The 22646-nt window shown below is 70.2% G+C and carries 16 protein-coding genes and 1 pseudogene; 5 read left to right on the forward strand and 12 right to left on the reverse strand.

Annotation, left to right across the window (positions count from 1 at the left end; genetic code table 11):
• Positions 1-32: 32 nt before the first annotated feature.
• The 8 genes from ABZ079_RS34420 to ABZ079_RS34455 are packed head-to-tail and all read right to left on the reverse strand — an operon-like array spanning position 33 to position 6801.
• Positions 33-788 (reverse strand): glucose 1-dehydrogenase, encoded by a 756-nt coding sequence (locus ABZ079_RS34420; protein WP_356943383.1) that lies wholly within the window; start codon positions 786-788, stop codon positions 33-35.
• Positions 785-1213 (reverse strand): aspartate 1-decarboxylase, encoded by a 429-nt coding sequence (panD, locus tag ABZ079_RS34425; protein ID WP_356943384.1) that lies wholly within the window; start codon positions 1211-1213, stop codon positions 785-787. The genes ABZ079_RS34420 and panD overlap by 4 nt, the downstream gene beginning before the upstream one ends.
• 53 nt (positions 1214-1266) lie before the next feature.
• Positions 1267-1767, reverse strand: coding sequence for a flavin reductase family protein (locus ABZ079_RS34430; RefSeq protein WP_356943385.1), 501 nt, complete (start codon positions 1765-1767; stop codon positions 1267-1269).
• A 5-nt stretch (positions 1768-1772) separates the two neighbouring features.
• Positions 1773-2957 (reverse strand): acyl-CoA dehydrogenase family protein, encoded by a 1185-nt coding sequence (locus tag ABZ079_RS34435; RefSeq protein WP_356943386.1) that lies wholly within the window; start codon positions 2955-2957, stop codon positions 1773-1775.
• A gap of 13 nt (positions 2958-2970) precedes the next feature.
• Positions 2971-4131 carry an acyl-CoA dehydrogenase gene (locus ABZ079_RS34440; RefSeq protein ID WP_356943387.1) on the reverse strand — a complete coding sequence of 387 codons (1161 nt, stop codon included), beginning with the start codon at positions 4129-4131 and terminating at the stop codon, positions 2971-2973.
• Positions 4128-4400 (reverse strand): acyl carrier protein, encoded by a 273-nt coding sequence (locus tag ABZ079_RS34445; RefSeq protein ID WP_356943388.1) that lies wholly within the window; start codon positions 4398-4400, stop codon positions 4128-4130. The genes ABZ079_RS34440 and ABZ079_RS34445 overlap by 4 nt, the downstream gene beginning before the upstream one ends.
• Positions 4397-6022 carry an amino acid adenylation domain-containing protein gene (locus ABZ079_RS34450; protein ID WP_356943389.1) on the reverse strand — a complete coding sequence of 542 codons (1626 nt, stop codon included), beginning with the start codon at positions 6020-6022 and terminating at the stop codon, positions 4397-4399. Before ABZ079_RS34450 ends, ABZ079_RS34445 begins: the two co-directional genes overlap by 4 nt.
• Positions 6019-6801: an alpha/beta hydrolase gene (locus ABZ079_RS34455; RefSeq protein ID WP_356943390.1), complete on the reverse strand. Its 783-nt coding sequence runs from the start codon at positions 6799-6801 to the stop codon at positions 6019-6021. Before ABZ079_RS34455 ends, ABZ079_RS34450 begins: the two co-directional genes overlap by 4 nt.
• Before the next feature lie 644 nt (positions 6802-7445).
• On the opposite strand from ABZ079_RS34455, the gene ABZ079_RS34460 reads away from it, so the two are divergent.
• The gene (locus ABZ079_RS34460; protein ID WP_356943391.1) at positions 7446-8369 is read left to right on the forward strand and encodes a LysR family transcriptional regulator; all 924 of its coding nucleotides are present in this window, start codon (positions 7446-7448) and stop codon (positions 8367-8369) included.
• Positions 8370-8779: 410 nt separating this feature from the next.
• On the opposite strand, the gene ABZ079_RS34465 is transcribed toward ABZ079_RS34460, so the two are convergent.
• Positions 8780-13306: a peptidoglycan-binding domain-containing protein gene (locus tag ABZ079_RS34465; RefSeq protein ID WP_356943392.1), complete on the reverse strand. Its 4527-nt coding sequence runs from the start codon at positions 13304-13306 to the stop codon at positions 8780-8782.
• A gap of 5 nt (positions 13307-13311) precedes the next feature.
• Positions 13312-16479: a hypothetical protein gene (locus ABZ079_RS34470; RefSeq protein ID WP_356943393.1), complete on the reverse strand. Its 3168-nt coding sequence runs from the start codon at positions 16477-16479 to the stop codon at positions 13312-13314.
• 296 nt (positions 16480-16775) lie between these two features.
• On the opposite strand from ABZ079_RS34470, the gene ABZ079_RS34475 reads away from it, so the two are divergent.
• The 4 genes and pseudogenes from ABZ079_RS34475 (at position 16776) to ABZ079_RS34490 (ending at position 20053) form a co-directional block, all read left to right on the forward strand.
• Positions 16776-17636 (forward strand): nuclease, encoded by an 861-nt coding sequence (locus ABZ079_RS34475; protein WP_356943394.1) that lies wholly within the window; start codon positions 16776-16778, stop codon positions 17634-17636.
• A 284-nt stretch (positions 17637-17920) separates the two neighbouring features.
• Positions 17921-18175, forward strand: a pseudogene (locus tag ABZ079_RS34480) (SARP family transcriptional regulator); the annotation flags it as partial.
• A 167-nt stretch (positions 18176-18342) separates the two neighbouring features.
• Positions 18343-18573 (forward strand): peptidoglycan-binding protein, encoded by a 231-nt coding sequence (locus ABZ079_RS34485; protein WP_356943395.1) that lies wholly within the window; start codon positions 18343-18345, stop codon positions 18571-18573.
• A gap of 259 nt (positions 18574-18832) precedes the next feature.
• A complete protein-coding gene (locus ABZ079_RS34490; RefSeq protein ID WP_356943396.1) occupies positions 18833-20053 on the forward strand; it encodes a hypothetical protein in 1221 nt (406 codons plus the stop codon).
• On the opposite strand, the gene ABZ079_RS34495 is transcribed toward ABZ079_RS34490, so the two are convergent.
• Positions 20037-21854, reverse strand: coding sequence for an asparagine synthase-related protein (locus tag ABZ079_RS34495; protein ID WP_356943397.1), 1818 nt, complete (start codon positions 21852-21854; stop codon positions 20037-20039). The genes ABZ079_RS34490 and ABZ079_RS34495 overlap by 17 nt on opposite strands.
• 1 nt (position 21855) lies before the next feature.
• Positions 21856-22449: a lasso peptide biosynthesis B2 protein gene (locus ABZ079_RS34500; RefSeq protein ID WP_356943398.1), complete on the reverse strand. Its 594-nt coding sequence runs from the start codon at positions 22447-22449 to the stop codon at positions 21856-21858.
• Positions 22450-22646: the final 197 nt, after the last annotated feature.

Consider the following 22646-nt stretch of genomic DNA (forward strand, 5'->3'; position numbering starts at 1 on the left):
GTTCCTTCGTCCGAGGGGCGTGCGGGGCGCGCTCAGCCCATGAAATGGCCGCCGTCGACCACGAGTTGCTGGCCGGTGACATACCGGCTGTGGTCGCTGACGAGGTATTCCAGGGCATCGGCGATGTCCTCCGGAGTGCCGGTGCGGCCCTGGGGGATGGTGGCCAGCACCTCCTGGAGTCGTTTGGGGTCGTCGAGGCCGTAGCGTTCGACGACCTCGCGGGTGTCGGTGAAACCGGGCAACAGCGCGTTGACCCGGACGTGGGGAGCCAGTTCGAGCGCCAGGCATCTGGTGAGCTGGAGCAGGCCGGCTTTCGCCGCGCAGTAGTTCGCGCCCGACGCGCGCGGTCTGATGGCCGTGGTGGCCGCGATGTTGACGATGGTGCCGCGCCGGGCCTTCACCATGGCCGGGGCCAGCGCGCGGGTGAGGTGGAACGGGCCGGAGAGGTTGGTCGCCAGCACCTCGTCCCAGTCCTGTTCGCTCATGGACAGGAAGGGCCCGTCCCGGTTGATGCCGGCGTTGTTGACCAGCACGGCGGGCGGCCCGTACCGGTGGAGGATGCGGGCCGCGGCCGTGCGGACCTCGCCGGGACGGGACAGATCGGCGCGCAGGGCGACGAGATCGCCGCGGCCGGCCTGTTCGGCCTCGCCGGCCGCCTTGCCGTCGCCCCGGTACAGGGCGATCACCCGGTGTCCCAGTCCGATGAGGCGGCGGCTGAAGGCCGCGCCGATGCCCCGGGTGCCGCCCGTCACCACGGCGAGCGGTCTGGGCTGTGCAGCCGCTGTCACACCCTGGTCCCGTCGGCCGGTACGTCTCCGCGCACCAGCCCGAATCCGGCGGGCACGTCGGCGGGGTCGTCGCCGCGCTGCACGATGCGGTTGTCACCGTCGACGAAGACGACGCTCGGAAGGAACGAACGCGCCTGGGCGTCGGCCATGTCCGCGTAGGAGATGATGATCACCAGGTCGCCGGGGTTGATCAACCGGGCGGCGGCGCCGTTGATGCCGATGACCCCCGAGCCGGCGGGGCCCTCGATGACGTAGGTGGACAGCCGGTTGCCGTTGTCGATGTCGACGATGTCGACCTTCTCGCCGGGCAGCAGGTCGCCGGCGGCCATCAGCTCCGCGTCGATGGTCAAGGACCCCACGTAGTGCAGATCCGCCTGGGTGACGGTGGCCCGGTGAATCTTGGATTTCATCATGGTGCGCTGCATCAGCGTGTCGCTTTCTCGTGGGTGGTGGGGGGAAGGGAAGCCGTGTCGTTCGGTCAGGACTCGGACGGCCAGGCGGCGAACCGGCGCCGGCCGTACAGCAGGGGCGCTGGGGCCGTGGTCCGTACCTCGCTGCGCAGGACGTCGCCGACGACGATGGTGTGGTCACCGCACGGGTGCAGGTCGGCCACCCGGCACTCCGCGACCGCGTGCGCGTCGTCGGCGAGGACCGGCAGCCCGGTGATCGGGCCGGATCGCCAGGACACCTGGCCGAACCGGTCCGCGGTGCGGCTGGTGAACACCTCCGCCGCGCCGCGGCCGGCCGCGTGCAGCAGGTTGACGACGAACGCGCCGCGTGCGGTGAGCACCGGAAGCGTGCGGCCGCTGTGGGCCGCGCACACCAGCAGCCGGGGCGGGGCCAGCGACACCGAGCACAGCGCCGTGCAGGTGAATCCGTACGGCACCCCCTGGTCGTCGGCGGTGGTGATCACGGCCACCCCGCCGGGATGGGAGGCCATCAGCGTGCGAAAGGCGGCCGCGGCGGTCTCGTCCGCCACCGGTGTCACCATGCGAAGGCCCGGGCGTCGTAGAGGTTGACCCCGGCGGCCGCCTTGCCGAGGTACTCCAGGCAGTCGTGTGGTTTGGCCGGCATCACGGAGGCGAAGGAGGCCTCCCTGATCAGCCGCTCCAGTGGCTGGGACCGGTTGACCGCGGCGGATCCGCACACCCGTGTCGCGTCCTGCGCCAGCTGCGGCCCGACCTCGCCGACCAGGTACTTGGCCGCGTGGACCAGGGCGTTGGCCTCCAGGCTGCCGCGCTCGCGGTCCACAGCGTCACCGGCCTCGTGGACGAGTGCGCGGGCGGCCCTCAACCGCGCCGACATCCGGCCCAGTTCCTGCTGGATCACGGGCGACTCGGCGCGGGTCGGCGACGCGGTCACGCAGCGGACGGTGTACTCGAAGATGGCCTCGGCGATGCCGAGGTAGGCGGCGGTGTAGCCGGCCACCATCCAGTGGGGTTCGCGCACCACCTTGAACAGGGACATGCCCTCCACCCCCAGATACAGCCGGGAGCGCGGGAGGACGACGTCCGTGAGGGTCATCGGTGCGGTGCTCGTCCCGTACATCGCCGACAAGCCGTGCACCTGCCCGAAGGTGACGCCCGGGTCGTCGGCGGCGACGACGAAGTGGGAGACCTCCGCCGTGTCGTCGGGCCCCTCGGCCGCGGCGGCCACCACGTAGTAGTCGGCGACGCCGGCGAGCGAGACGAACGACTTCGCCCCGTTGAGGACATAGTGCTCGCCGTCGTCCGTGAGCCGGTAACGCGTGGTCATTCCGCGCAACCGGGCACCGCGACCGGTCTCGGAGGTGGCGGACGCGAACAGTTTCCGGCCGTGCACCACCTCGTTCTGCATCCAGGTGCGGAACTTCTCGGCGGCGGGCGGCAGCGGGGTACCGGCCGAGTCGGCGAGCGCGCCCAGGACGACGTGGTGCATGTTGAAGCCGACGGCGGCGGCACCGTTGTAGGACCCCAGCGTGGCCAGAAGGTTCCAGTACTCGCCGAAGCTCAGGCCCAGGCCGCCCGCGTCACGCGGGACCAGGGCGCCGAGCAGGCCCGACTCGCGCAGGACGGCGTAGGGGCGGGCCAGGTCGGCGCGCCCGGCGTCGACGTCGGCGGCCAGTGGCGCCAGAGCCTCGCCGGTCTCCGTGGCCCGTTTGAGGACGTCGTCCGGATGGATCGGTGTCATCGTTCTCCTCGGATCAGTTCTCGACGGGCAGGCCGAGCCGGCGGGCGACGCCCACCCTCAGCAGGTCGTTGGGTCCCGCGTAGGTGAGGGCCGCCAGCGGGCTGAGGGGGTCGGCGGCGAGGTCGGTGTCGGGCAGGAAGGCGCGCACGCCGGCCAGCGCGGTGGCGTGCTCGGTCATCCGCAGGTAGTCCTCGGAGACCGAGATCTTCGTCAGGGCCGCCTCGGTGGCGAGCTGACGTGCGCTGGTGCCCGTGTCGAGGGCGGCGGCCAGTGTGTAGAGCTGGATCCGCGAGCGGTGCAGCGCCATCGCCATGTCGCTGATGCGGGCGGCCACCTGGTGACTGGCGCCCATCCGGCGGCCGAAGTGCTCCCGCTCGCGGGCCCATCGCGCCGTCCGGTCCAGCAGCAACCGCATCGGCCCCAGCGCGTATCCGAGGATCAGGGCGCGTTCCCAGGCGGTGGTGGTCGTCATGATGCCCAGTCCGGAACCCTCCTGTCCGATGACGGCCGTGGCGGGGAGCCGGGCGCCCTCGAAGAGCAGTTCACCCATGGGGGCCGAGCGCAGGGCCGTCTTGTCGAAGGTCTCGCCGCGCGAGACGCCCGGGGTGTCCAGCGGGACCAGGAAGGCGGTGAGGGCGAACGGCGTACGTCCTGCTGCCGTACGGGCGAAGACGATGGCGAGGTCGGCGACCGGCGCGGCCGTGACGAAGGTCTTCGCCCCGGTGAGGACGTAGCCGTCCTGGTCCCGTTCGGCGCGGCTCGCCATGGACAGCGGGTCGCTGCCTCCGAGTCGCTCGGTCAGCGCGTGGCACAGCATCGTCCGGCCCTCCTCGACGGACTCCGTGATGTCCTGCCCGGGCCGCGAGAGGGTGCTGTGCAACGGATGTTGCATGCCGAACAGCTGCGACGTCACCGAGTAGCACAGCCCGGGGTCGACCCCGGCGAGACCGATCCCCTCGATCGCCGCGAGCCCGCGGGTGACCGGTCCTGGCCCGTCCGGGCCGCCGCCGGTCCGGCGCAGCACCCCGAGTGCGGCCAGAGAGCGCCACTGCGCGCGGAAATCGTCTCCCTCCGTCTTGTCCGCCACCTCCGCGGCGCGTGCGCGGAACTCGTCGACGACGCGCTCGGCCGGTGCCGGGGCACAGCGCAGCATCCGGGTCAGGGCCTCGCTCATGCCTGCGCCCCGCGTGGTGCGCTCTGGATCACGGCCCAGAGGGCCAGCGGAGTACGGAAGTTGGCGGCGACGATCTCGGTCTCGGGCAGCTCGATGCCGCCCTGCTTGTCGAGCGCCGCGACGATCTCCATGATCGCCAGCGAGTCGAGCAGCCCGCTCTCCAGCAGCGGTGTGTCGGGGGCCAGGGTCTGCGGCTCCTCGCCGCGCGCCCATGTGATGCGGCTCTGGATGAGGGCGCAGAGGTCTTCGACGCTGTTGATCGCGTTCATGAGGGGTTCTCCGGAGAGGCGTTGAGAGGGGTGTTCGCGGCCGGTGCCGCGAGCGGAAGTGAAGCGGGCGGAACGTTGTCGGCGAGGGCGCGACGGTCGACCTTGCCGCTGATGGTGACGGGCAGGGAGGACACCGGAACGACCCGGTCGGGAAGCATGCGGTGCGGCAGTGCGGCGCGCAGCTCCGCGAGCAACTCCCGTTCGGTGGCGGTGGTCTGGGCGTAGACCCAGATCTGCCCGGCGTGTGCGCCGGCCATGGCCACGGCCGCGGCCGTGGCGACCTGGGGTAGTTCGAGAGCGGCGCTCTCGATGTCGAGCAGGTCGATGCGATGGCCCCGGCGCTTGACCTGGAAGTCACGGCGGCCGCGCAGGAAGACCCGGCCGTCGGCGGTGATCCGGCCCAGGTCGCCGCTGGCGTAGGCGCGGCGCACGACACCGTCGCGGAAGGGCACCCGCACGGTCGGGTCGGTGAGCCGGCCGTCACGCAGATAGCCCTGGAAGACGGTCGGCCCGGCGATGTGGATCTCGCCCTCACCGTCGGTGGGACGGCCGTCGGCGTCCAGTACCTCGATGTGCACGCCGCCGATGCCCCGGCCGATGGTCAGTTCCTGGTCGGCCGTCCAGTCACGGGGCACCCGGTGGTAGGTGCAGGCGTTGGTCTCGGTGGGGCCGTACAGGTTGTAGAAGGGCCGGTCGCCCAGTAGCCCGAGGTACCGCTCCAGCAGGTGCGGGGTGAAGGCTTCCCCGCCGAAGGCCGCGATCCGCAGGGAGGGGGGCAGCGCGTCGGCGATCCCGCCCTGCTGGAGCAGGTTGTGGTAGAGGGAGGGCACCGCCATGAAGGCGGTGATCCGCTGCTCGTTCAGCCAGCCGACGACGTCCCGGGGGAAGGAGCGCAGCATGTCGGGGAGCAGCACGACGCACGCTCCGGCCGCGGCGGCGCTGTACAGGTCGAAGGTGGTCAGGTCGAAGGTGAGCGCGGCCTGCGACCCGATGCGGTCGTCGGGCGTGAGCCCGAACTCGCCGGCCGCCCACAGCGCGTAGTGCGCGACGTTCTCGTGGGACAGCAGGACGCCCTTCGGCCAGCCCGTGCTGCCGGACGTGAAGAGGATGTAGCCGCCGCGGTCGACCGGCGCCGGCAGTGTGGCCGGTTGCCCGGCGGGCCGGAGGACCTCCAGGGCGGCGAGTCCGTGGGCGAACTCGCGCTCCGCACAGGTGTGCCGGTCGTCGTCCGGCTCGGCATCGCGGGCCCCGGCCGCGGCTTGGCGGGCGGCCGTCCGGAACCGTTCCGTGGTGAGCAGCAGGGAGATGCCCGCGTTGCGCAGCATCCGGGACGTACGCAGCGGAGGATCGGAGACGTCCATCGGGGCGACCACGGCACCGGCGCGCAGAGCCGAGTACAGCGCGATCACGGTCGCCGGAGTCTTCGGTGCGTAGATGCCGACGCGCTGTCCCGGGTAGACGCCGACGGCCGTCAGCTCGGTGGCGAGCGCGGCTACGGCCTGCTCCAGCTCGGCGTAGGTCCAGGTGTCGCCCTGCCCGGCGAGGGCGGGGCGGTCGGGGTGACGCCGGGCGGTGCCGGCGAGCAGTTCGTCCAGCCGTGGTGTGGTGGTCTGCGTCGTCATCGGGTACGTCCGGTGGCGGGCAGGCCGGTCGCGTGCTCGGCGAGGAAACCGGTGATGGCGCCGATGACGAGGTCCGGGCGGACGAGGTGCGGGTAGTGGTCGACCCCTTCGGGCACCAGGCGTCGCACCGGACCGCGTACCGCCCGCTGGAGTGCGTCGAGCTGGCCGAGCGTGCCGTACTCGTCACGGTCACCCTGGATCATGAGGACCGGTGCGGTGACGTCCAGGTCGTTCTCGATGGACCAGGAGCGGAACTCGTCGGAGAGCCACAGCTCGCTCCAGTTGGTGAACACGCCGTGCGGGTCGTCGTGGACCAGGGCGAGCTTGCGGTACAGCGGTCCGGTCTCGTAGGCGGTGCGTGCGGCCTCGATACCGGTGCGGTTGGCTTCCTCGAAGTACAGGTGCGGTCCCATGACGACCACGGCCTCGGCCGGCCGGACCGATGCGTACAGCAGTGCTGTGGTGCCGCCGTCGCTGTGCCCGATGAGGACCGGGTTGTCGATGCCGAGCAGGTCGAGCAGTTCGGGCAGGAACAGCTGTCCCTGTTCGTGCATGTAGCGGACCGTGTGAGGGGACTTGGCGGGACCGGAGCCACCGTTGCCGGGACGTGAGTAGACCAGGGCCCGGCGTCCGGTGGCGGCGGCGACCGCGGCGGGGAAGCGCCCCCAAGCGGCGACACAACCGAGTCCGCCGTGCAGGAAGACCAGCGGTGAACGGGACGGGTCGCCGTCGATCACGACATGTTCGATCGGGCCGTGTCGGGTGTCTGCTACCGGCACATCAATTCCTTCGAGAAGAGGGTACCTGCCCGGTTTTTGACAGGATGAATTACCCGGAGGCGCGTTCCGGCAATAAATGGGGCACACCGGATCGCCGGGAAGAGGGGCTGAATCGGACGAAGTCGATTCAACGTTCAATCAACTAGTGGCGCGGAGATATCGCGGCTCGGACGAGAACCTCGGCAAAAGCCGGGTGGCCAAGCCGCGGCGCGTGCCGCATCGGCCAGGCGCGTCGGCGCCGGACTGCCGTCCAGTCTTGCGACCGTGCACCGCACAGCGCGCCCACTGCTTTCGGTCGGGTCGCCGAAGGAAGGCTCCTACCTGCGCCTTTTCCCACCCGGGGCACATCGGTCCGACCGCCGGACGCGGTCCACGCGGCCGGCCTCGCTCGGGCCGGCGGCGGCTGCACTGCCGGCCGTCGACAACGCGCGCAGCGGTCTCAAGAGGTAAGGAATAGACAAAATCTGCGACCCCCGTCCCAGCACTTGGAATACCGACGCCTATGTCCGGACGGACGATTGATGGGGCTGCGGACGGGATCTCCGCCGCCGTATCGTCCGGTCGGCCGTTGCGCCGCTGAAAACACTAGATGTGGCACGCACGGAGGAGAAATAGCTATGCCGTATCACCTATGCTCTGGAAGCATGGATGTAGATCTTCGCCACCTGCGGTACTTCCTCGCCGTTGCCGAGGACGGCGGATTCAGCGCGGCGGGCCGCAGACTCCATGTGGCCCAGCCGACCCTGACCCGTTGCATCCGGTCCCTGGAGGACGCCCTGGGTGTCCGGCTGTTCGACCGTACGACGCGAAGAACCCAGCTCACCCCCAAGGGCCAGCGGCTCCACGACGAACTGGTCCCGGTGCTCAGGACGTTGCAGGCGACCCTGGACGGCATACGGGTGGGCGAGCAGCTGCGGCTGGGCTTCAGCTGGGGACTGCCCGACGGCTTGTCCCTGATGGCCGCGTCCTTCGCCGAGGAGGCCGGCATCCGGGTGGAGTACGTCCGCTGCGACACGCCGCTCGCCGGACTGGACACCGGAGCGGCGGACCTCGCCCTTCTGCGGGGCGAGTCCCTGCCCAAGCATCTGCGCGGTGTCTTCCTCTATGAGGAGAGGCGGGTCGCGGCGGTTCCCGCGCACTGGTCGCTGGCCGAGCGGGACGAACTCGCCTGGGAGGAGCTGGCCGATTGGCCGCTGATCGTCAACCGGGTCAGCGGAGTGACGTTCCCTCACATGTGGCCCACTGATCGGCGCCCGGCCGTGGGCGCGGAATGCTTCAACTACGACGAGTGGCTCGAGAAGGTGGCGGCGGGTCTGGGCGTGGGAACCGCCCCGGAGGACTCCACGCGCCGCTACCACCATCCCGCCGTACGGTTCGTCCCGCTGCGGGACGCCCCCACCGTCCGCCTGCACCTGGCCTATCCCTCGCACGGTTCGCACCCGCAGGCGGCCAGGTTCGCCGAGACCGTCTGGCGTGACGTGAGCGGCGGCCAACTCCCCCCGGCGGACTCCAGAGTCGCCGCGCACGGTGCCGGCCGCGTGACGGCGAGCGGCCGCGCCAGGCGGTGACCACCGTGCAGCCCTGGTCCAGCGACTGAGGCCGGTCCCTGCGGCTGCGGGCCGGCAGGTGCGCGCGGCGATGCGGGCGGCCGACATCCGCCACGGCTCCGCGCGCGCCTGTCGGCGTCATCCACTACGCCGACCCGGGTTCTCCGACGCCGATGTGGATGAGCCCGTCTTGTCCATGAGGCACCGCACGCGTTCAACGCCGTCGCCCGGGGATTCCTTGGCCCGGAACGCCTCTCTTCCGTCCACGGGTCAGGGCTCATGTAGCGCCCCGACGGGCCCCGTCACCGGAAACGTACACGTCCCCACCGACGCTCCGGCCCTCCGGCATCCGCGCGGTACCGGCACCGAGCGCGGGTTGCCGCGTGTCTCTTCTCGGCTCCACGCGTCGGGCGGGAACGGCTGGATCACGGTCAGTGGTGGTGGAACCCACCCCCGTGAGGCCCGTGCCCGTCGTGCCCGTCGTGCCCGTCGTGCCCGTCGTGCCCGTCGTGCCCGTCGTGCCCGTCGTGCCCGTCGTCGTCATCGTCGTGGTCATGGCCGCCGTGTCCCGGCGGAAGATCCACGGTGTCGCAGTAGACCACCGGCCCCGGGGGCACGGACTGGGTGGCACCGTCAGCCGGGATGCCCTGGGTCTCCATGACCAGCAGGCGCAGTGGTACCCCGCGCCGCACGGGCGGTACCGGGACCTGTCCCGTGTAGAACGGCCTGTGGGACGACTCCGCGTCGACCGAGGTGAGCCGGGTGCGGGTGTCGTCGAGGGTCACCCAGCCGAGGTCTTCGTCGGTGACCACGTCGTGCCGGCGCTGCAGCGTGGCGGTGATCTGTGGCGGCGAGGAGCCGGTGGGGTCCCAGGAGGGGCCGGTGAGGCTGACCGAGAGCGGCCGGCCGGGCCTGACCGTCAGTTCCCGGTCGGGCAGGGTGCGGACCAGGTCGGTCGGGACTACCGACGAGATCTCGGCTCCAGGGATCGAATCGGGCTGGTACCGGACCAGGGCGAGCCGGACGAAGGGCAGACAGGTGTCCCCGGTGTCCAGTTGCAGGTCGCAGAACCTGCGGCCGTCCTTCTCGTCCGCGTCGACCTGCGTCTCGAAGCCCACGACCGTCACGGTGAGCGGATCGGAGGGCGGATCGGAGGGCGGGGTCAGAGTGAGTTTCCCGGACTGCCGCACCGCGTTGGTGAACATGTCGGGGGTCGGAGCCACGACGGGCGCGGAACGGTGAAGCGGGTCGCGGCCCATCAGGGTGACCCAGGCATCGCGTACGGAATCCGGGTCGCCGCCGGGCGGCTCACCGAGGACGACGCCGAGCAGTTCACCGTCTCCTGAGGAGAACCAGGAGCCGTCGCGGTCCAGGTACACCCGTATGCCTCCGCCGAGCCGGCGCTGGACGATGGTGCCGGACGGCTCGTCGGTCCGTTCCAGGGCGAGGGTGGGTACGCAGTACAGGACCCTCGGTGCCGTGGGCCGTGCGCTGCTGAGCACCGAGTGTTCCCGCGCGGTGCCCTGCACGGTCAGCGCGCTCTGTCCGGGATCGGCGAACCGCGGAGGGAAGTAGTCGCCGAACCTGCTGCCCGCCAGAGGGCGATAGCGCACCACGCGGTGTTTGGTGTCGCCGAACTCGTGTTTCTCGAGGAGGGGCGGGGATTCGGTCGTGGCCTTCTCCTCGGCGACCTTGGTGCTGAAGGTCAGGACACCGTTCTGGAGGAGGGCGGGTTCCGTGCCGGGGACGCCTGTCTCTTCGGCCCTCGCGGTCAGCAGTCCGAACACGGGTGCGTTCATCGTCCGGGTCTCGCGGCCGGTGGGGCCCGCGTCCGTCACCTCGGTCCACTCCGCGACCAGATCGATCCGGCCCGTGCTGTCCTCGTCCAGCGCGATGGTGCCGGCGAGGTGCTCGGCCGTCGCACCGGCGGCACGGGGGGCCGTGGCGGAGGACAGGTTCAGAACGGGCGTCTTCAGGGGCCGTTGCACCGCGTGTACGAGTATCAGCTCGTGCCAGGGCGTGAACATCCAATGGCGACTGGCCGCGGCCAGTTCCAGCACCTGGTCGGCTTTGTGCAGCTCTGCCGCCCTCATCGCCTCTGCGTCCGCCTCCGACTCCGGCGCGACTCCCGGCGCCGGCTCGGGGATCCTCCGGCACCACGAGGCCATGCCCATGAGGTGCGCGTCGAAGTCGATGCTCGAGCACACGCGGACGGTGGCCACGGCGCCCTTGGGCAGCGACACGGTCAGCACCCGGGACGCCTCGTCGAACCGGGGCGGCGCCGTTCCTTCGGCCAGCCGCAGCCTGAAGGACTTGGGGCGGTGCCAGACATCGCCGTCCCAGGGGATGAGGAAGGGCTGACCGGCGGGCATTCCCGGCAGGTCCAGCAGGGCGGCTCCCTGGGACAGGGGATCGGGGAGACCGCGCATCTCGACCTGTTCGCCCGTGTGCAGCGCGAGGACCGCAGGGTGGTCGGGGTCGGCCGCCGGGGATTCGACGGGCTCCAGTCGTACGTCCGGGCCGGGGTCGTCCAGGGAACCGCTCTCGCGTACGGCCAGCTCGTAGACCGTGTTCTGTACGGCGTGGTCGGTGGAACCGATGGCTTCGTCCAGCAGTCCGTGCCACTCCACCCACTGCAGCGGTGCTTTCGGTGCCACCACGTGGCGCTCGTCGGCACCCTGGTAGGGGACGTGTCCTTCGTCGGTGACCAGCGCCGACCGGTTGAACTCCGCGGCGTACTGCTGCGCCGTGCTGCCGGCCGGCGGCGCTGTCTCCCCGCCGGGGCCGCAGTCGACCGTGAAACCCTGCTTCCGGCCCAGTTCGGTCAGCGACTGGCAGCCGGGCCTGCCGTCGGCGTCTCTCCCGGAGAAGCCCTGGTGCCGTTGTTCTTCGGCATAGGCGGCCCTCGTCTGCTCACCGAAGTCCCCGTCCGCGCCACCCAGGAGGTGGTGGCCCTCGGCCATGAGGGCTTCTTGGACGACGCGGATGTCGTCGTTGGTCAGGTGGGGCTGGACACGCGCCAGGGAGACGGTCGTCGTGTCCCCCGTGGGGGCCGAAGGACCGGCTGGTGGCGGCCCGGCCCCCGGGCTGCTCCGGATCACCATCCGGAAGGTCGAGGCGCCTTCCGCGAGCGGTGATCTGGGCACCACCGCCGGCGCCGGGACGGCCTCGAACCGCTGGAAGACCAGCAGCCCGTGATCGGGGAGCGCCACGCCGGGCAGGTGCATCAGAGTCTTGGCCTTTTCGAGGTCGAGGCCGTTGCCCGCCAGGTCGACGGTGCGCAGCCGCACCCGGTACGCATGGCCGTACCGCAACGTGGGCAGCGAACCACCCCGCACCCCGATCGTGATCTCCAGTGGCAGTCCTCCCGGCATGGCCTCGTTCTTGAGGGGAACCGGAGCGTTGGGGGCCTTGTGCCTTTCGAGTGATCCCTCGTCGGTGTCCAGTACCAGACCCGGAACAGGCGCGGACAGGGAGTACCCGCGCCAGGCGGCCAGCGCCTCCGGTACGGAGAGCGTGGTGTCGTTCGGTGGTGAGGCCAAGTGGGCCTGGAAGAAGCCCTCGTCGGAGGCCGTCAGCAGGAGCGGCCCGTCATGAGGCCGCCGGTACTGCACCTCGCGCGCGTGCAGTGAGAACCAGTCCTTGCGATGCTCGTCCCAGATGTCCATCCGGTGGCCCCGGACCAGGTCCTCGGCGGCAAGCACGGGAGCGGCCGGTTCGGGAGCGGCCGGTTGGTCCTGCGCCTGCGCCCGCTGCTGCGCGACCGCCTCGGCGAAGGCCCTGTCGTGCCCGGCCGCCCGGTCGAACTCGGTGGTCAACTTGTCCCTGCGCCGCTTCCTGACCAGCGAGATCCCATGGGTCCGCAGCGGGGACAGCCCTACGGCGTCGACGGGGACCGACATCATCTTGAGTGCGGCACCGTCGATGTCCGCCTGCTCGACGGAGAAGTTCGCCGCCAGCTCGACGAGGCCCCGGGACGGTGACGCCAGCGGGTCGCCGTCGGTCGGCGGCTGCGCCGCGGGAACGAAGATACGGCGGTCGGGCGCGGATGGATCGGAAGGGAGGGGATCCACGCCGAAGAAATAGCGGGTGCGGCAGGAGACGTTGAACGAGTTGTCGCCCAGTGCGGAGGTCCAGTGGGGAGTGACGGCCAGCAGCAGCTCGCCGGAGGACGCGGGGAGCCGGTCGATCGGCAGGGAGAAGTGAAGAACCAGTCCGAGGCCCTCGAGCAGCCGGGGATGGTCACCGAGTGAGGTGAGCATCGTGTGGAAGTCGGGAGGCGGCAAGGACGCCGGCGGAAGCGGCTCCTGGCCGGCCGGTGACTCTTCGGCGGCCGGCGCCTCGTTCCCGGCCAACGCCACGACGGTCGCGGACGTGCTCCGTCCGGGCGGCCTGTGGAACGCGTCCATCTCCTTCAGCTCCGGCGGGACGAAAACGTCCGCGGAGTCAGACGTGAGGTGTACCCGGTCCTCTCTTCGGTGATCCGGAGAGACGACGTGACCAGGGCGTAGTAGGTCCCTTGTCAGAGGCGGTGTCTCGGGCGAGTCCTTGGCCGCCTTGGCGTAGACCCCCTTGGTGTAGTCGCTGACCTGTCCGGACGAGTAGGTGCGCATGTCCCGTGCGCCCATGTCGAAGGAGTAGGGCTTCAGCGGGGTGTCGTGGTGGAAGAGACTCGTCCACAGGTCCGTGTCGGGCGCCGGGCCTTGCGGCTTGAGCGGACCGGTGAAGGGTACGGGTGCGGTCGGCGCCGCGGAGCCGTCCACGGTCGCGAACTCGAAAGTGGCCGCCTTGACCTTGTCCGGCCATTTGAGGAAGTCGGGAAAGCTGGTCAGCGTTCCGTCTCCCCCGTCGTCCGTGTGCAGTCGGGGGGCCACGAAGACCGACACCCGCGCCTGGGTGCCGTCGTCCGACAGTCCGGCCGGGAGAACCGTCCAGTTGATGTGCTGTTCGAAGGGCATGGACATCACCCGTGGGGGTTGGGGGCGAACGCCGCGCAGTACTCGCGCCAGTGCGGCTCCAGCGGGACGCACTCGGCGAAGGACGGGTCGCCCGGGGCGCCGGAGAAGCTCCGTTCGAGTTCGAGCGTCACGGACTTGCTGAAGAAGGCGATCCGCACACTGACCGTGAGCGTGCCTTTGCCGCGCACCACCGACTGGCGGCCGTGCTTCTCGTAGGTGAGTTCCAGGTAGAAGTCGACGGACACCGTGACGATGCCCAGCACGCACAGAAAACCGTGGCAGCGCAGATAGCCGGAGAGGGAGACGTTGTCTGTCTCTTTCCCTCCCTCTTTCACTGTCGCAAGCGTGAACCGGATCCCCGCCATGATCGAGACCCCGCCGCTGGCGACCCCGATGTCCAGCGCCGCGGCGCCGCCGAACTCTATGGCACCCTCGACCTGCCGTACACCTTCCGTGTCGACCTGCATGGAGAAATAGCCGCCGCCGCCGAACAGGGACACGGTGGCGTTGAAGGGGTGCTCCCGTTCGGCGACGGAGAAGCGGAACGAGACGGGCGCGTCGCTGAAGGGGATCACCAGCTCTGCCGCCAGCGAGACGTTCGACAGGGTGAAGACACCGATGACGATGGAGGGGAGGGCGAACTTGTAGCCCGCACGCACACCGCTGGAATCGACGTCCACGTACGCGCCGGTCCCGAAGACGTCAGCGGGCAGGGCGTCGCGCAGGGTGTTGATGAATTCCAGATCCTCCTGGAACTTCAGCTCCAGACCGCTGGCCGTGACGTCGGGCTTCTTCCCCGGGCCGGTCTTGAAGGTCAACTCGGCGATGTCCACGCGGGCGATCCCGGCGAAGGCCAGCGCGAAGTTGCTCAGTCTGCCCTCCACGGTGGCTTTGTCGACGGCGTCCTGCGAGCGGACGGTCCGGGCGTCCAGGATCAGCGTGGCGTTCTCCAGAACCACGGGCAGCGTCGCCGCCTTCCCCGCCTCCGGCTTGCCCAGCTTGGTCTTCCAGACATAGCGCAGTTCCTTGCCCTGCCCGTCCACCAGGTCACGGATGCGCAGCACCGGAGCGGGCAACAGGCCGTCGGGGGCATGCAGGATGGCTTCGATCTGTTCGTCGCCCAGATTCCGGATGGCGTCGAGGTGGTCCGCCGGGATGTCGGTCAGGAACTGGTCCAGCGGGATCTTGCCGAGCAGCTTGGCTCCATTGAACGCCGCCTTGATGTCGGCGAGGTCGGAGGCGCCGACGACCGCCCCGGCGTGGTTCGTCTTGTAGAGGTCCGGGACGACGCCCGCCTGAGCCGTGATCAGCTTCAGCGCCGTCCGGGGGCTGGCGACTCCCCCGGCCTGCTGCCTCCCGAGGGTGAGCTCGAGCGGGCTCTGGAGCTGGAGATAGGCACCGGCCGGGTGCTTCTCCATGGTCTGCTGGAGGTAGGTGTCGTTGAACACGACGCCGAGATCACCGGCGTTCGGGGTGAACTGCTCAACGGCGGGGACGCGTACCTTCGCCTGCCGCACGTGGGGCAGGCCGACCACGTAGCGGTCCTTTTCCCGAGTGCCGTCCGCTTCCCGGGTGCGCCCGATGATTCCGAGGCCGAAGGTCAGGGAGCCGACCGCGTGACTGGTGCTGCCGGGAGCGTCGGCCGGTGGTTGCGCCATGGCCATCACCTGGCCGTCCAGCGAGCATTTCATGCGGTCGGGGACTTCCAGGTACAGCGCCTCCAACTTCGCCTCCGCGTCGGAGAGTCCGTCCGGCACGAACACCAGAGGCATGCTGAAGCTGACCTTCCTGCCCTCGCGGTCCGTACCGATCAGGGTGAACCGGTGGTCGGCGCCGGAACTCTGGAGCTTCACCCAGAAGGCACGGTGGTCCCTGAACGGCTTCCTCGGATCAGCCGGCCGCTCCGTGTCCCCCGGCGGCCGGATCAGCGGGGTGACGCGGTCGGTGATGCGCAGGCTGCGGAAAGGCATCTCCCGCCCCGCGTACGTGTAACGGGTGTCCTGTCCGTACTGGACTTCCGGCTGCTTGACGATGATGCGGTCCTCCTGCCGCAGATAGGCGACGATTTCATGATCCGGGCCCGCCATGAACACCCGCCGGAACTCCGCCACGTGTGACGCCTGGTGACCGGTGCACAAGCAGCCGCGGGTGACCACGCGCACGTACTGGTCGCGTCCCAGACCCGTGATGTGGTCGTACGCCTCCAGATTCGGGAAGGGCCGTCCGACCAGTGGGTACCGGGTCTCGTCGTCTTTGTCCGCTGCCTCCCAGGCGCCGTGCAGGTGGGCCGACGCGCCGAGCGGTGTGACGATGAACTGCTCGGAGCGCAACGGCGCGCTCGGGACGTCGAGGGGAGGGCCGCCCGGAGGGACGAGTTCGGCCCGGCTGGTGAGCGTGACGAGGTCCTCGAGGTTCTCGGCGGTGAGCGGGGTGGGCACGAGGAGCTCGCGCCGGTCCCGCACCGCCGAAAAGGCCCTCAGCAGTACGTCTCCGTCCTGTGTGCCGCGCAGCCGCGCGTGCCACAACGCGGCACGTCCGTCGACCTGGTGGGGTTCCGGCCGGGTCCACCAGTCCACGGGCTCGTCGTAGGTGATCAGCAGCCGGGTGGGGAATTCGAGGACGCTTCTGGGAACTCCCTGGAAGACCGTCGACCCCGCGGTGTCCGGGCTCTGCGCACCGACCGGAACCGTCAACGGCACGAGGCGCCCCCAGTCGAGCAACGCCTCCAGGGACAGGTCGAGGCCGTCCAGGTCGGCCGGCACCGAGAAGACAAGCGTCGTCGGACCGGAGGTGAAGGCGTTGACGGGACCGGGTGGGGGCGTGGTCCCCGCGGGGAAGGCCTGCTCCAGGACATGTTGCGGCGGCAGTCCGGCCAGGACGAACGCCGCTGCGCCCGGATCCCGCGGCACCAGGCGGTGGCCGTCGAAGCGCAGATTGACCAGGCTGATGTCGACGACGAGCATGTCCGCCGACCGCACCACCCGGAACGGCCCCTCGGGAACGTCCTCGACGTCCTGCGGACCGGGGTCCGGCGGCCTCTCCGGGCCGGGACCGTGCGGGCCGTGGCGCCGACGCCCACCGAAGCCTCCGTGGAAGTCGCCTCCTCCATCGTCGCCGTGCCCACCGTGGTGGCCCTCGCCGGGATGGTTGTGCAGCTCTGCCCAGAGTCTCAAGGCGGCAGGACGGGCGGTGTGGAAAACCATGAGAAAACGCCTCGTTCGAGGTCGCGAGAATCGTTGACGGACGCGCGACGGCGCCGCTCACCTCTCCACCATTCTCATCCGGGCGGTGGATTCGCACCACTGGAACCCGGCACGGCACCTCGGGTCCCTGCCGTCAACTCGTGAATCGGTCAACCATATTGACGAAACGCCAGCTTCCATTGCGGGGCGGGCGGCACGGGAATAGCGTGGAGACATCCGGCATCTCGCCTCTCCCAGCAATCCGCCCACGTTCTTCGGGAGCTGCCATGACGATGCTACTCATCAAGGGATCATTCCAGGTGAAGGGAACGCAGCCGGACGGAGACACCATCCATTTCACGCCCGACGACCCCGGCGAATGGGACCTGCTCGGGAGTGGGGGCCGTGCGGTCAAGCACAACGTCCTCGGACGCGCCACGCTGCGCCTCGACGCCATCGACGCGCTGGAGACGCACTACGGCCCGAACCGTGTCCACCAGCCTCTGCGGTTCGCCCATGCCGCACGCGACGAACTGCTTGCCTGGCTCGGATTCACGGACGTCCAGCGGGGGCCGGACGAGACCGTGACCGCCGCGACCCCCGAAACCGTTCCCGGCTTCGCCCTGACCAGCGGTGCCGATGTCCACGGCCGATGTGTCGCCCTGGTGGGACGCGGCGCCTTCCAGCGCGTCAGCGGCGTGGACGTCGACGTCGATGTCGACATGCTGAGGGAGACGGCGAACCATCACCTGCTCACCGCAGGTCTGGTCTACCCGACGTTCTACCGCGGTCTGTTCCCGAGCCTGCGCACGGAGTTGACCGCCGCCACCCAGCAGGCCCGGGCATCGGGCCAGGGTCTGTGGCCCAGCGACGCGACGACGACCGGAGCGAAGATCACGGCACTGTCCTCGCTCACCGACGACGCCGTGATCCTTCCCAAGCTGTTCCGGCGCCTCGTCGACTACCTCAGGCTCGACAACCCCTCGTTGGCGTGTTTCCCCGCCTTTCTGGCGGGAGTGCAGGACCACTTCACCATCATGTCCACCGGCAAGCGCTGCGCGGGCCTGCACAGCATCGTGGAGATCACCAACGGCCAGACCGTACAGATGACGCGGCCGCCCGAGGACCTTGTCTTCAACGAGGCGTGACGTCACTTCGCCGAGGTGTGACCTCCGGGAACGCCGTCCGGCGACGCCGAGCGGCTCGGCGCAACACGCTCGGAGAACTCCCATGGTTCCGTCCTCCCAGCAACCTGGAAGACCTGCGGAACGGTGACCATCCCGCGTCTGCCGCAGGGGACAGTTTCGAGTCTGGTCGCCGGTCCCCGGGTCCGCAAACGCGGCGACAGACCGCTTCCGGCCCGGCAAACGCCTCGGTTGCGGTGCTCGCGGCAGGTGAACGGCCTTCACTGGGCGTGCTCGACCCGCCCACGGTGAGCGAGGCGATCAAGGTGGTTTCCCCTCCCGAGTTGCGGTTGCTCGGCCACTTCCGGCTGGAAAGCGATGCCCAGCCCGTCGAGTTGTGCCGCAACGGGCAGCGCCTGCTGGCATTCGTCGCGCTGCGCAGGCGTGTATGCCGTACGGTCCTCGCCGGGACGTTGTGGCCCGAGGTCACCGAAGAGCACGCCAGGGGCAGCCTGCGCACCACTCTGTGGAAGCTTCCACGCGGTGAACAGCCACTGATTCGGCCAGCGCGTCGAGGGCGTGCAGCCGCAGCTGCCGCAGGCGACGCGCGCCCGGCGTCTGGGTGAGGCATGGCCGGCTGCCCGCCGCCGCCCCGATCCTCGGGGAGGGCGCACGGATCCGGCTCACCGTGGCCCCCTGGGGCTGACGACACGAAAGGAAGCGAGCCGTCATGGTCGCACTGTCCGGCGTCCGCTTCGGGGAGACCAACGAGGACGTCCGCACCGTGCAGAAGGCCCTCATCGCACAGGGCCACGACATCCCCGGCGGCCCCACGGGCCACTTCGGCGAGCAGACCAAGGCCGCCTACGTCCGCGACCGCCATCACGTGAACCATTCCGGCTCCGATTTCGCCGCGCGGGTGCAGCAGGCGGATCCCCACCGTCCACCGGCTCCCTACTAGGAGCCGGCCGACGACCCCACGGCCGTGTGTCCACGTCCGGGGGCGTCCCGATGGCGAGCCGCTGGATCGCCACGGACGATGGTGCTCGAACCCTCGGCGCGGCGGCAGATCTCCTGTGTCCGCGCTGTACTCGTGCAGGGCACGACCGGCGGCCTCAGGAGGCGATCGCGTGCGGACTCCCCCCAGGCCCCGCGTCGGCTCGCGCCCGAAAGCGCGACGGCCCTCGCTGAGAACGTGGCGGTCGCGGGTGGAGCTGGCGGTGATCCTGCTGGTCCTCCTCATGACGACGTTGCTGCTGGCCCGGTTCGGCCGCGAGGACTTCGTCCAGGCTCTGACCTTCCCCGGGCGCATCACCGGTGCCGTTCTTCTCGCGGTCTCGTTCACGACGCTGGTGGGCGCCGCCGCGGTCCTGGACCACTGGGTGCGGCACTCCTTCCCCTACTCCGGCCTGGTCGCGCTGATCGGCGCGTTCGCGGCGCTGCTGACCAACGCCATGCTCCTGGCCGAGACAGTGAAGGACGGCGAATCCACGGTCTACCCGGTGCTCTTCGGCGCGCTCGCGGCTGGTTCGGCATGGGCTGCCTTCGTGGTGTGGCGGACGTCGGTCACGATCCCCGCTCCCAAGCGGGTGGCCGCCGCAGTGATCGTCTCCTCGGTCATCGCGATCGGCAATTTCGGCTACCAGAACCTCTATCAGCCGTATCGGCGTGAAACCCGGCCCCTCATCACCTTGTCCCTGGGAAAGGCGGTGCTGAGCAAGGATCGCAAGGCATTCGCCGTACCGATCGACATCACCCTCCAGAACCAGGCCGACGTCGGTTTCTACGTGCTCGGCACCGAGTTCCACGCCATGGGGCAACGGGTGCCGCTGAGCCAGAAGGACCGGCTCCGCCAGCAGTGGCGGGCCGATGCCCTGCAGTGGACCAAGTCCTCGGAGGTGAACCCGCTCTCCCGGAGGGAGATTCACCAGCCCGGCGAGTTGGTGGAGGCACAACCGTGGATGCCCTATGGACAGTGGATCGAGTCGAGCGACACCTTCGCCACGCGAGTGGTCGTGCAACTGCCCACCGACACGCCCTACGACCAGGTGTCGTTCTACGCCACCGCGAGCCTGGCGCGCAAGGACCGGCTCGTGCTGGAGCCACCGATCCAGTTCATGACGTACTCCTGGGGTGGGGGCAAGGTCCCCGGATGGGTGAAGAAGCAAGAACAGACGGGCCTCGACACCCTGATCTACCGTGCCAGGGTCCACGAGAACAACGCGATCGACGAGCACACGAGGGACCCGCGGAACGTCACCATCTACTGGCGGTTCGGCGCGCACGGCTCCATCGTGCAGACATCCATTGCGCGAAAGGGCGAGGAAGACCGCATCGCCCCTGCGGCGGAAACACGCGAGCTGGTGAGCCGGTACGGCCTCGTCGACCTCATCACGGGCCCGGTCGAGCGGAACCTGTGGGACATCAAGGGCCAGCGCTGACGGGCACCGCCGCGCCGGGCGTGCCGGGGCGCTGGTCCAGTCGCTCCAGCCAGGCCACCAGGGCGAGCGAGCTGTTCACACGATCCCAGGAGTGCGCGTCCCCTGTGCCGAGCTGTGCCTCGCGCACTGCCCGGCACAGAGTCTCGACGTCGAACATCTCCGCGATCAGCGGATGCCGGGCGGAGCGGCACAGGGCGATGAGTTCGTCGCCGTGTCTGCGCAGGCCGCGGGCGTAGAGGTCGTCGAAGGGGACCTTGACCGCCCTGCCCCGTATCGGCGCCGGCAGCAGGTCCGCCATGGCCGCGCGGAGAACGGCCTTCGGACGGCCCGGCTGGAACGCGGCTGCGGCGGGGAGGCGGCTCATCGTGGCGATGACCTCCGGGTCGAGGAAGGGGTGGGAGAGGAAGAACCCGTCCTGCGGCGCGCGGTGCCAAGAGAGCAGGTCGGGAGCGGCGACGTAGTTGGCGGCGTCGTAGAGCGACCGTTCCGGCTCGCGCCCGAACACGAAGCGGCTCTCCGCGATGCCGGCCTCCCGGTAGCCGTGAGCGCGCGCGAATCCGGATCGCAGCCATGGGGGGCGGTTGAAGGTACCGAGACCGCCGAGCACCGTTCCGCCGCGGACGAGCGCGGTGATCCGTTCGGCTGCGAGCGGAAGAGCCGGCTGGACCACGTAGGCGCGGACGACGTCCCGCAAGCCCCGCTCGCTTCCCGCGGCCCAGGCACGTGCCTGCCGGGTCATCTGCCGGAGCCGGCCCGTGCGGGCGAGCCTGTGCAGGTGGAACGGGTTGGCGTCCGCGATCGGATCGGCACCGCAGCCGGTCAGGAGGGTGTCACAGCCCAGTTCCGCGGCCGCGGCGTGCAGCCTGCTCCAGAACGGGGCGCGGAAAGCGTGCGCATGCGGCTCGTCCGCGTCACCCGCGTGGTGCTGGAAGTCGTCGAAGTCGGCCACGTCGTCGGCATCGACGATCACCGGGCGGGCCTTGGGTGCGTGCCGGCGGATCTCCTCCATCGCGACATCGAGGTACGGCTGCTCCCCGGCCAGCTCTCCGCGGGAGAAACGCCCGGCGAGCAGGACGAGATCCCCGGGGCCGACCCGTCCCGCGGCCAGCAGACGTGCGGCGAGGAGCGCGACGCTGGTGGAGTCGGTGCCGCCGGAGACATGGCATGCCGTCGTCGTGCCCATACGGCGTCCGACAGCGTGCTCCAGTGCGAGGCGCAGCTCCTGTGCGGCCTCACCGAGGTGGGAGCCGTGTGCCGTCGGCCCGGGCGGGTCGGGGGCCTGACGGACGCGTCGCAGCGTACGGCTGCGCATCCGCCCGGTGAGGGAAAGCTCCACCACCTCGCCGCCGAGGACGCGGTGTACGCCGGTGAACGGGGTGAGGTGCGAGTGCGGTTGCGCCATGTTCCCGGTGAGGTACCGGCAGAAGTAGCGCGGTTCCGGCTCCGTGACGCCCCCCAGGCAGCGGACGGAGGTGCTCACTGCGCTCACGCGGCCACCGGACTCCCTGAAGAACAGGGGGACGCGTGCCTGCTCGTCCCGGGTCAGAAGGATGCGGTCGCGGCACACCAGAACGGCCGCGTAGTCGCCGGCCGGCACCGGCGGGGCGGTTCCCTGCCGGCCGAAGTCGTCGAGGAGGCCGTGCGCGCCCGCCAGTCGGTCACGGGCCGAGCCGACCCAGCCGGCGACGGCCGCCGTGCCGGCCCGCGAGGAGACCGTCGTCACGAGTCCCTGACGCGTCATGGCCTCGGCGGTCCAGAGCCTCGGTACGCCGCCGGCCCATTCGAGGCGGAGCGCCTCCACGTCACTGCCCTCCGCCGTCGATCGAGAGCACCGGGGTGAAGGCGTGCCCCCGCGGATCGGCGTCCGGGATGCACAGGCCGGCCGAGGCCGTCCAGGCGTGCAGGGCGAACGGATGCTCGCGCACACCGACGTGGAGTACGGCTCTCAGGCCGCACCGCCGCAGCAGCACGAAGGCCGTCACGGCCTCGGACTTGCAGTCGCCGCTGACGAACCAGCTTCGGCGGCTGTGCGACTGGACCGCGCGTTTCAGCCGCCCGACCTCCTCCGCGGAGGGGAGGTCCGCACGGGCGTAACCCGGGGCCGCCAAGGACAGGAGCCGAAGGACACGCCCGAAACCCATGGTCCGGATCAGCAGGTGCACTCCACGCAACCAGAGCCCGACACCGCCGTCCGAACGCGTCTTCCGGCGATCCCTCGCGCACCCGGCGCGCAGGAGATCGGTGACGAGTTCGGCGCGTTCCTCAGGGCTTCCGTCGGCGAACTTCTCGACGTCCGACGTCGTCATTCCGAGAAAACGCGTCCGCTTCCAGTCCGCGATCAACGCTCCGTCGGACATCCGGGTGACACGGCAGTGCGGTGACAGGATCCTTGACATGGCTGCCAGGGCATCGGCGTCCTCTGCCACCGCACATCCTCCAGGATTCCACCGGTTCCACCGGTCGTGAACGGTGTCAGGACTGGTATCCGTGACCGTCGTAGAGTCCGCCGCTGAAGCCTCGGATGCGACGGCCGTTACCGAGAAGGACGAGCCGATGCGGCATACGACGCCGCAGCAATCGGAGAAACATCACG

The organism is Streptomyces sp. NPDC006314, assembly GCF_040613075.1.
Taxonomy (GTDB): Bacteria; Actinomycetota; Actinomycetes; order Streptomycetales; family Streptomycetaceae; genus Streptomyces.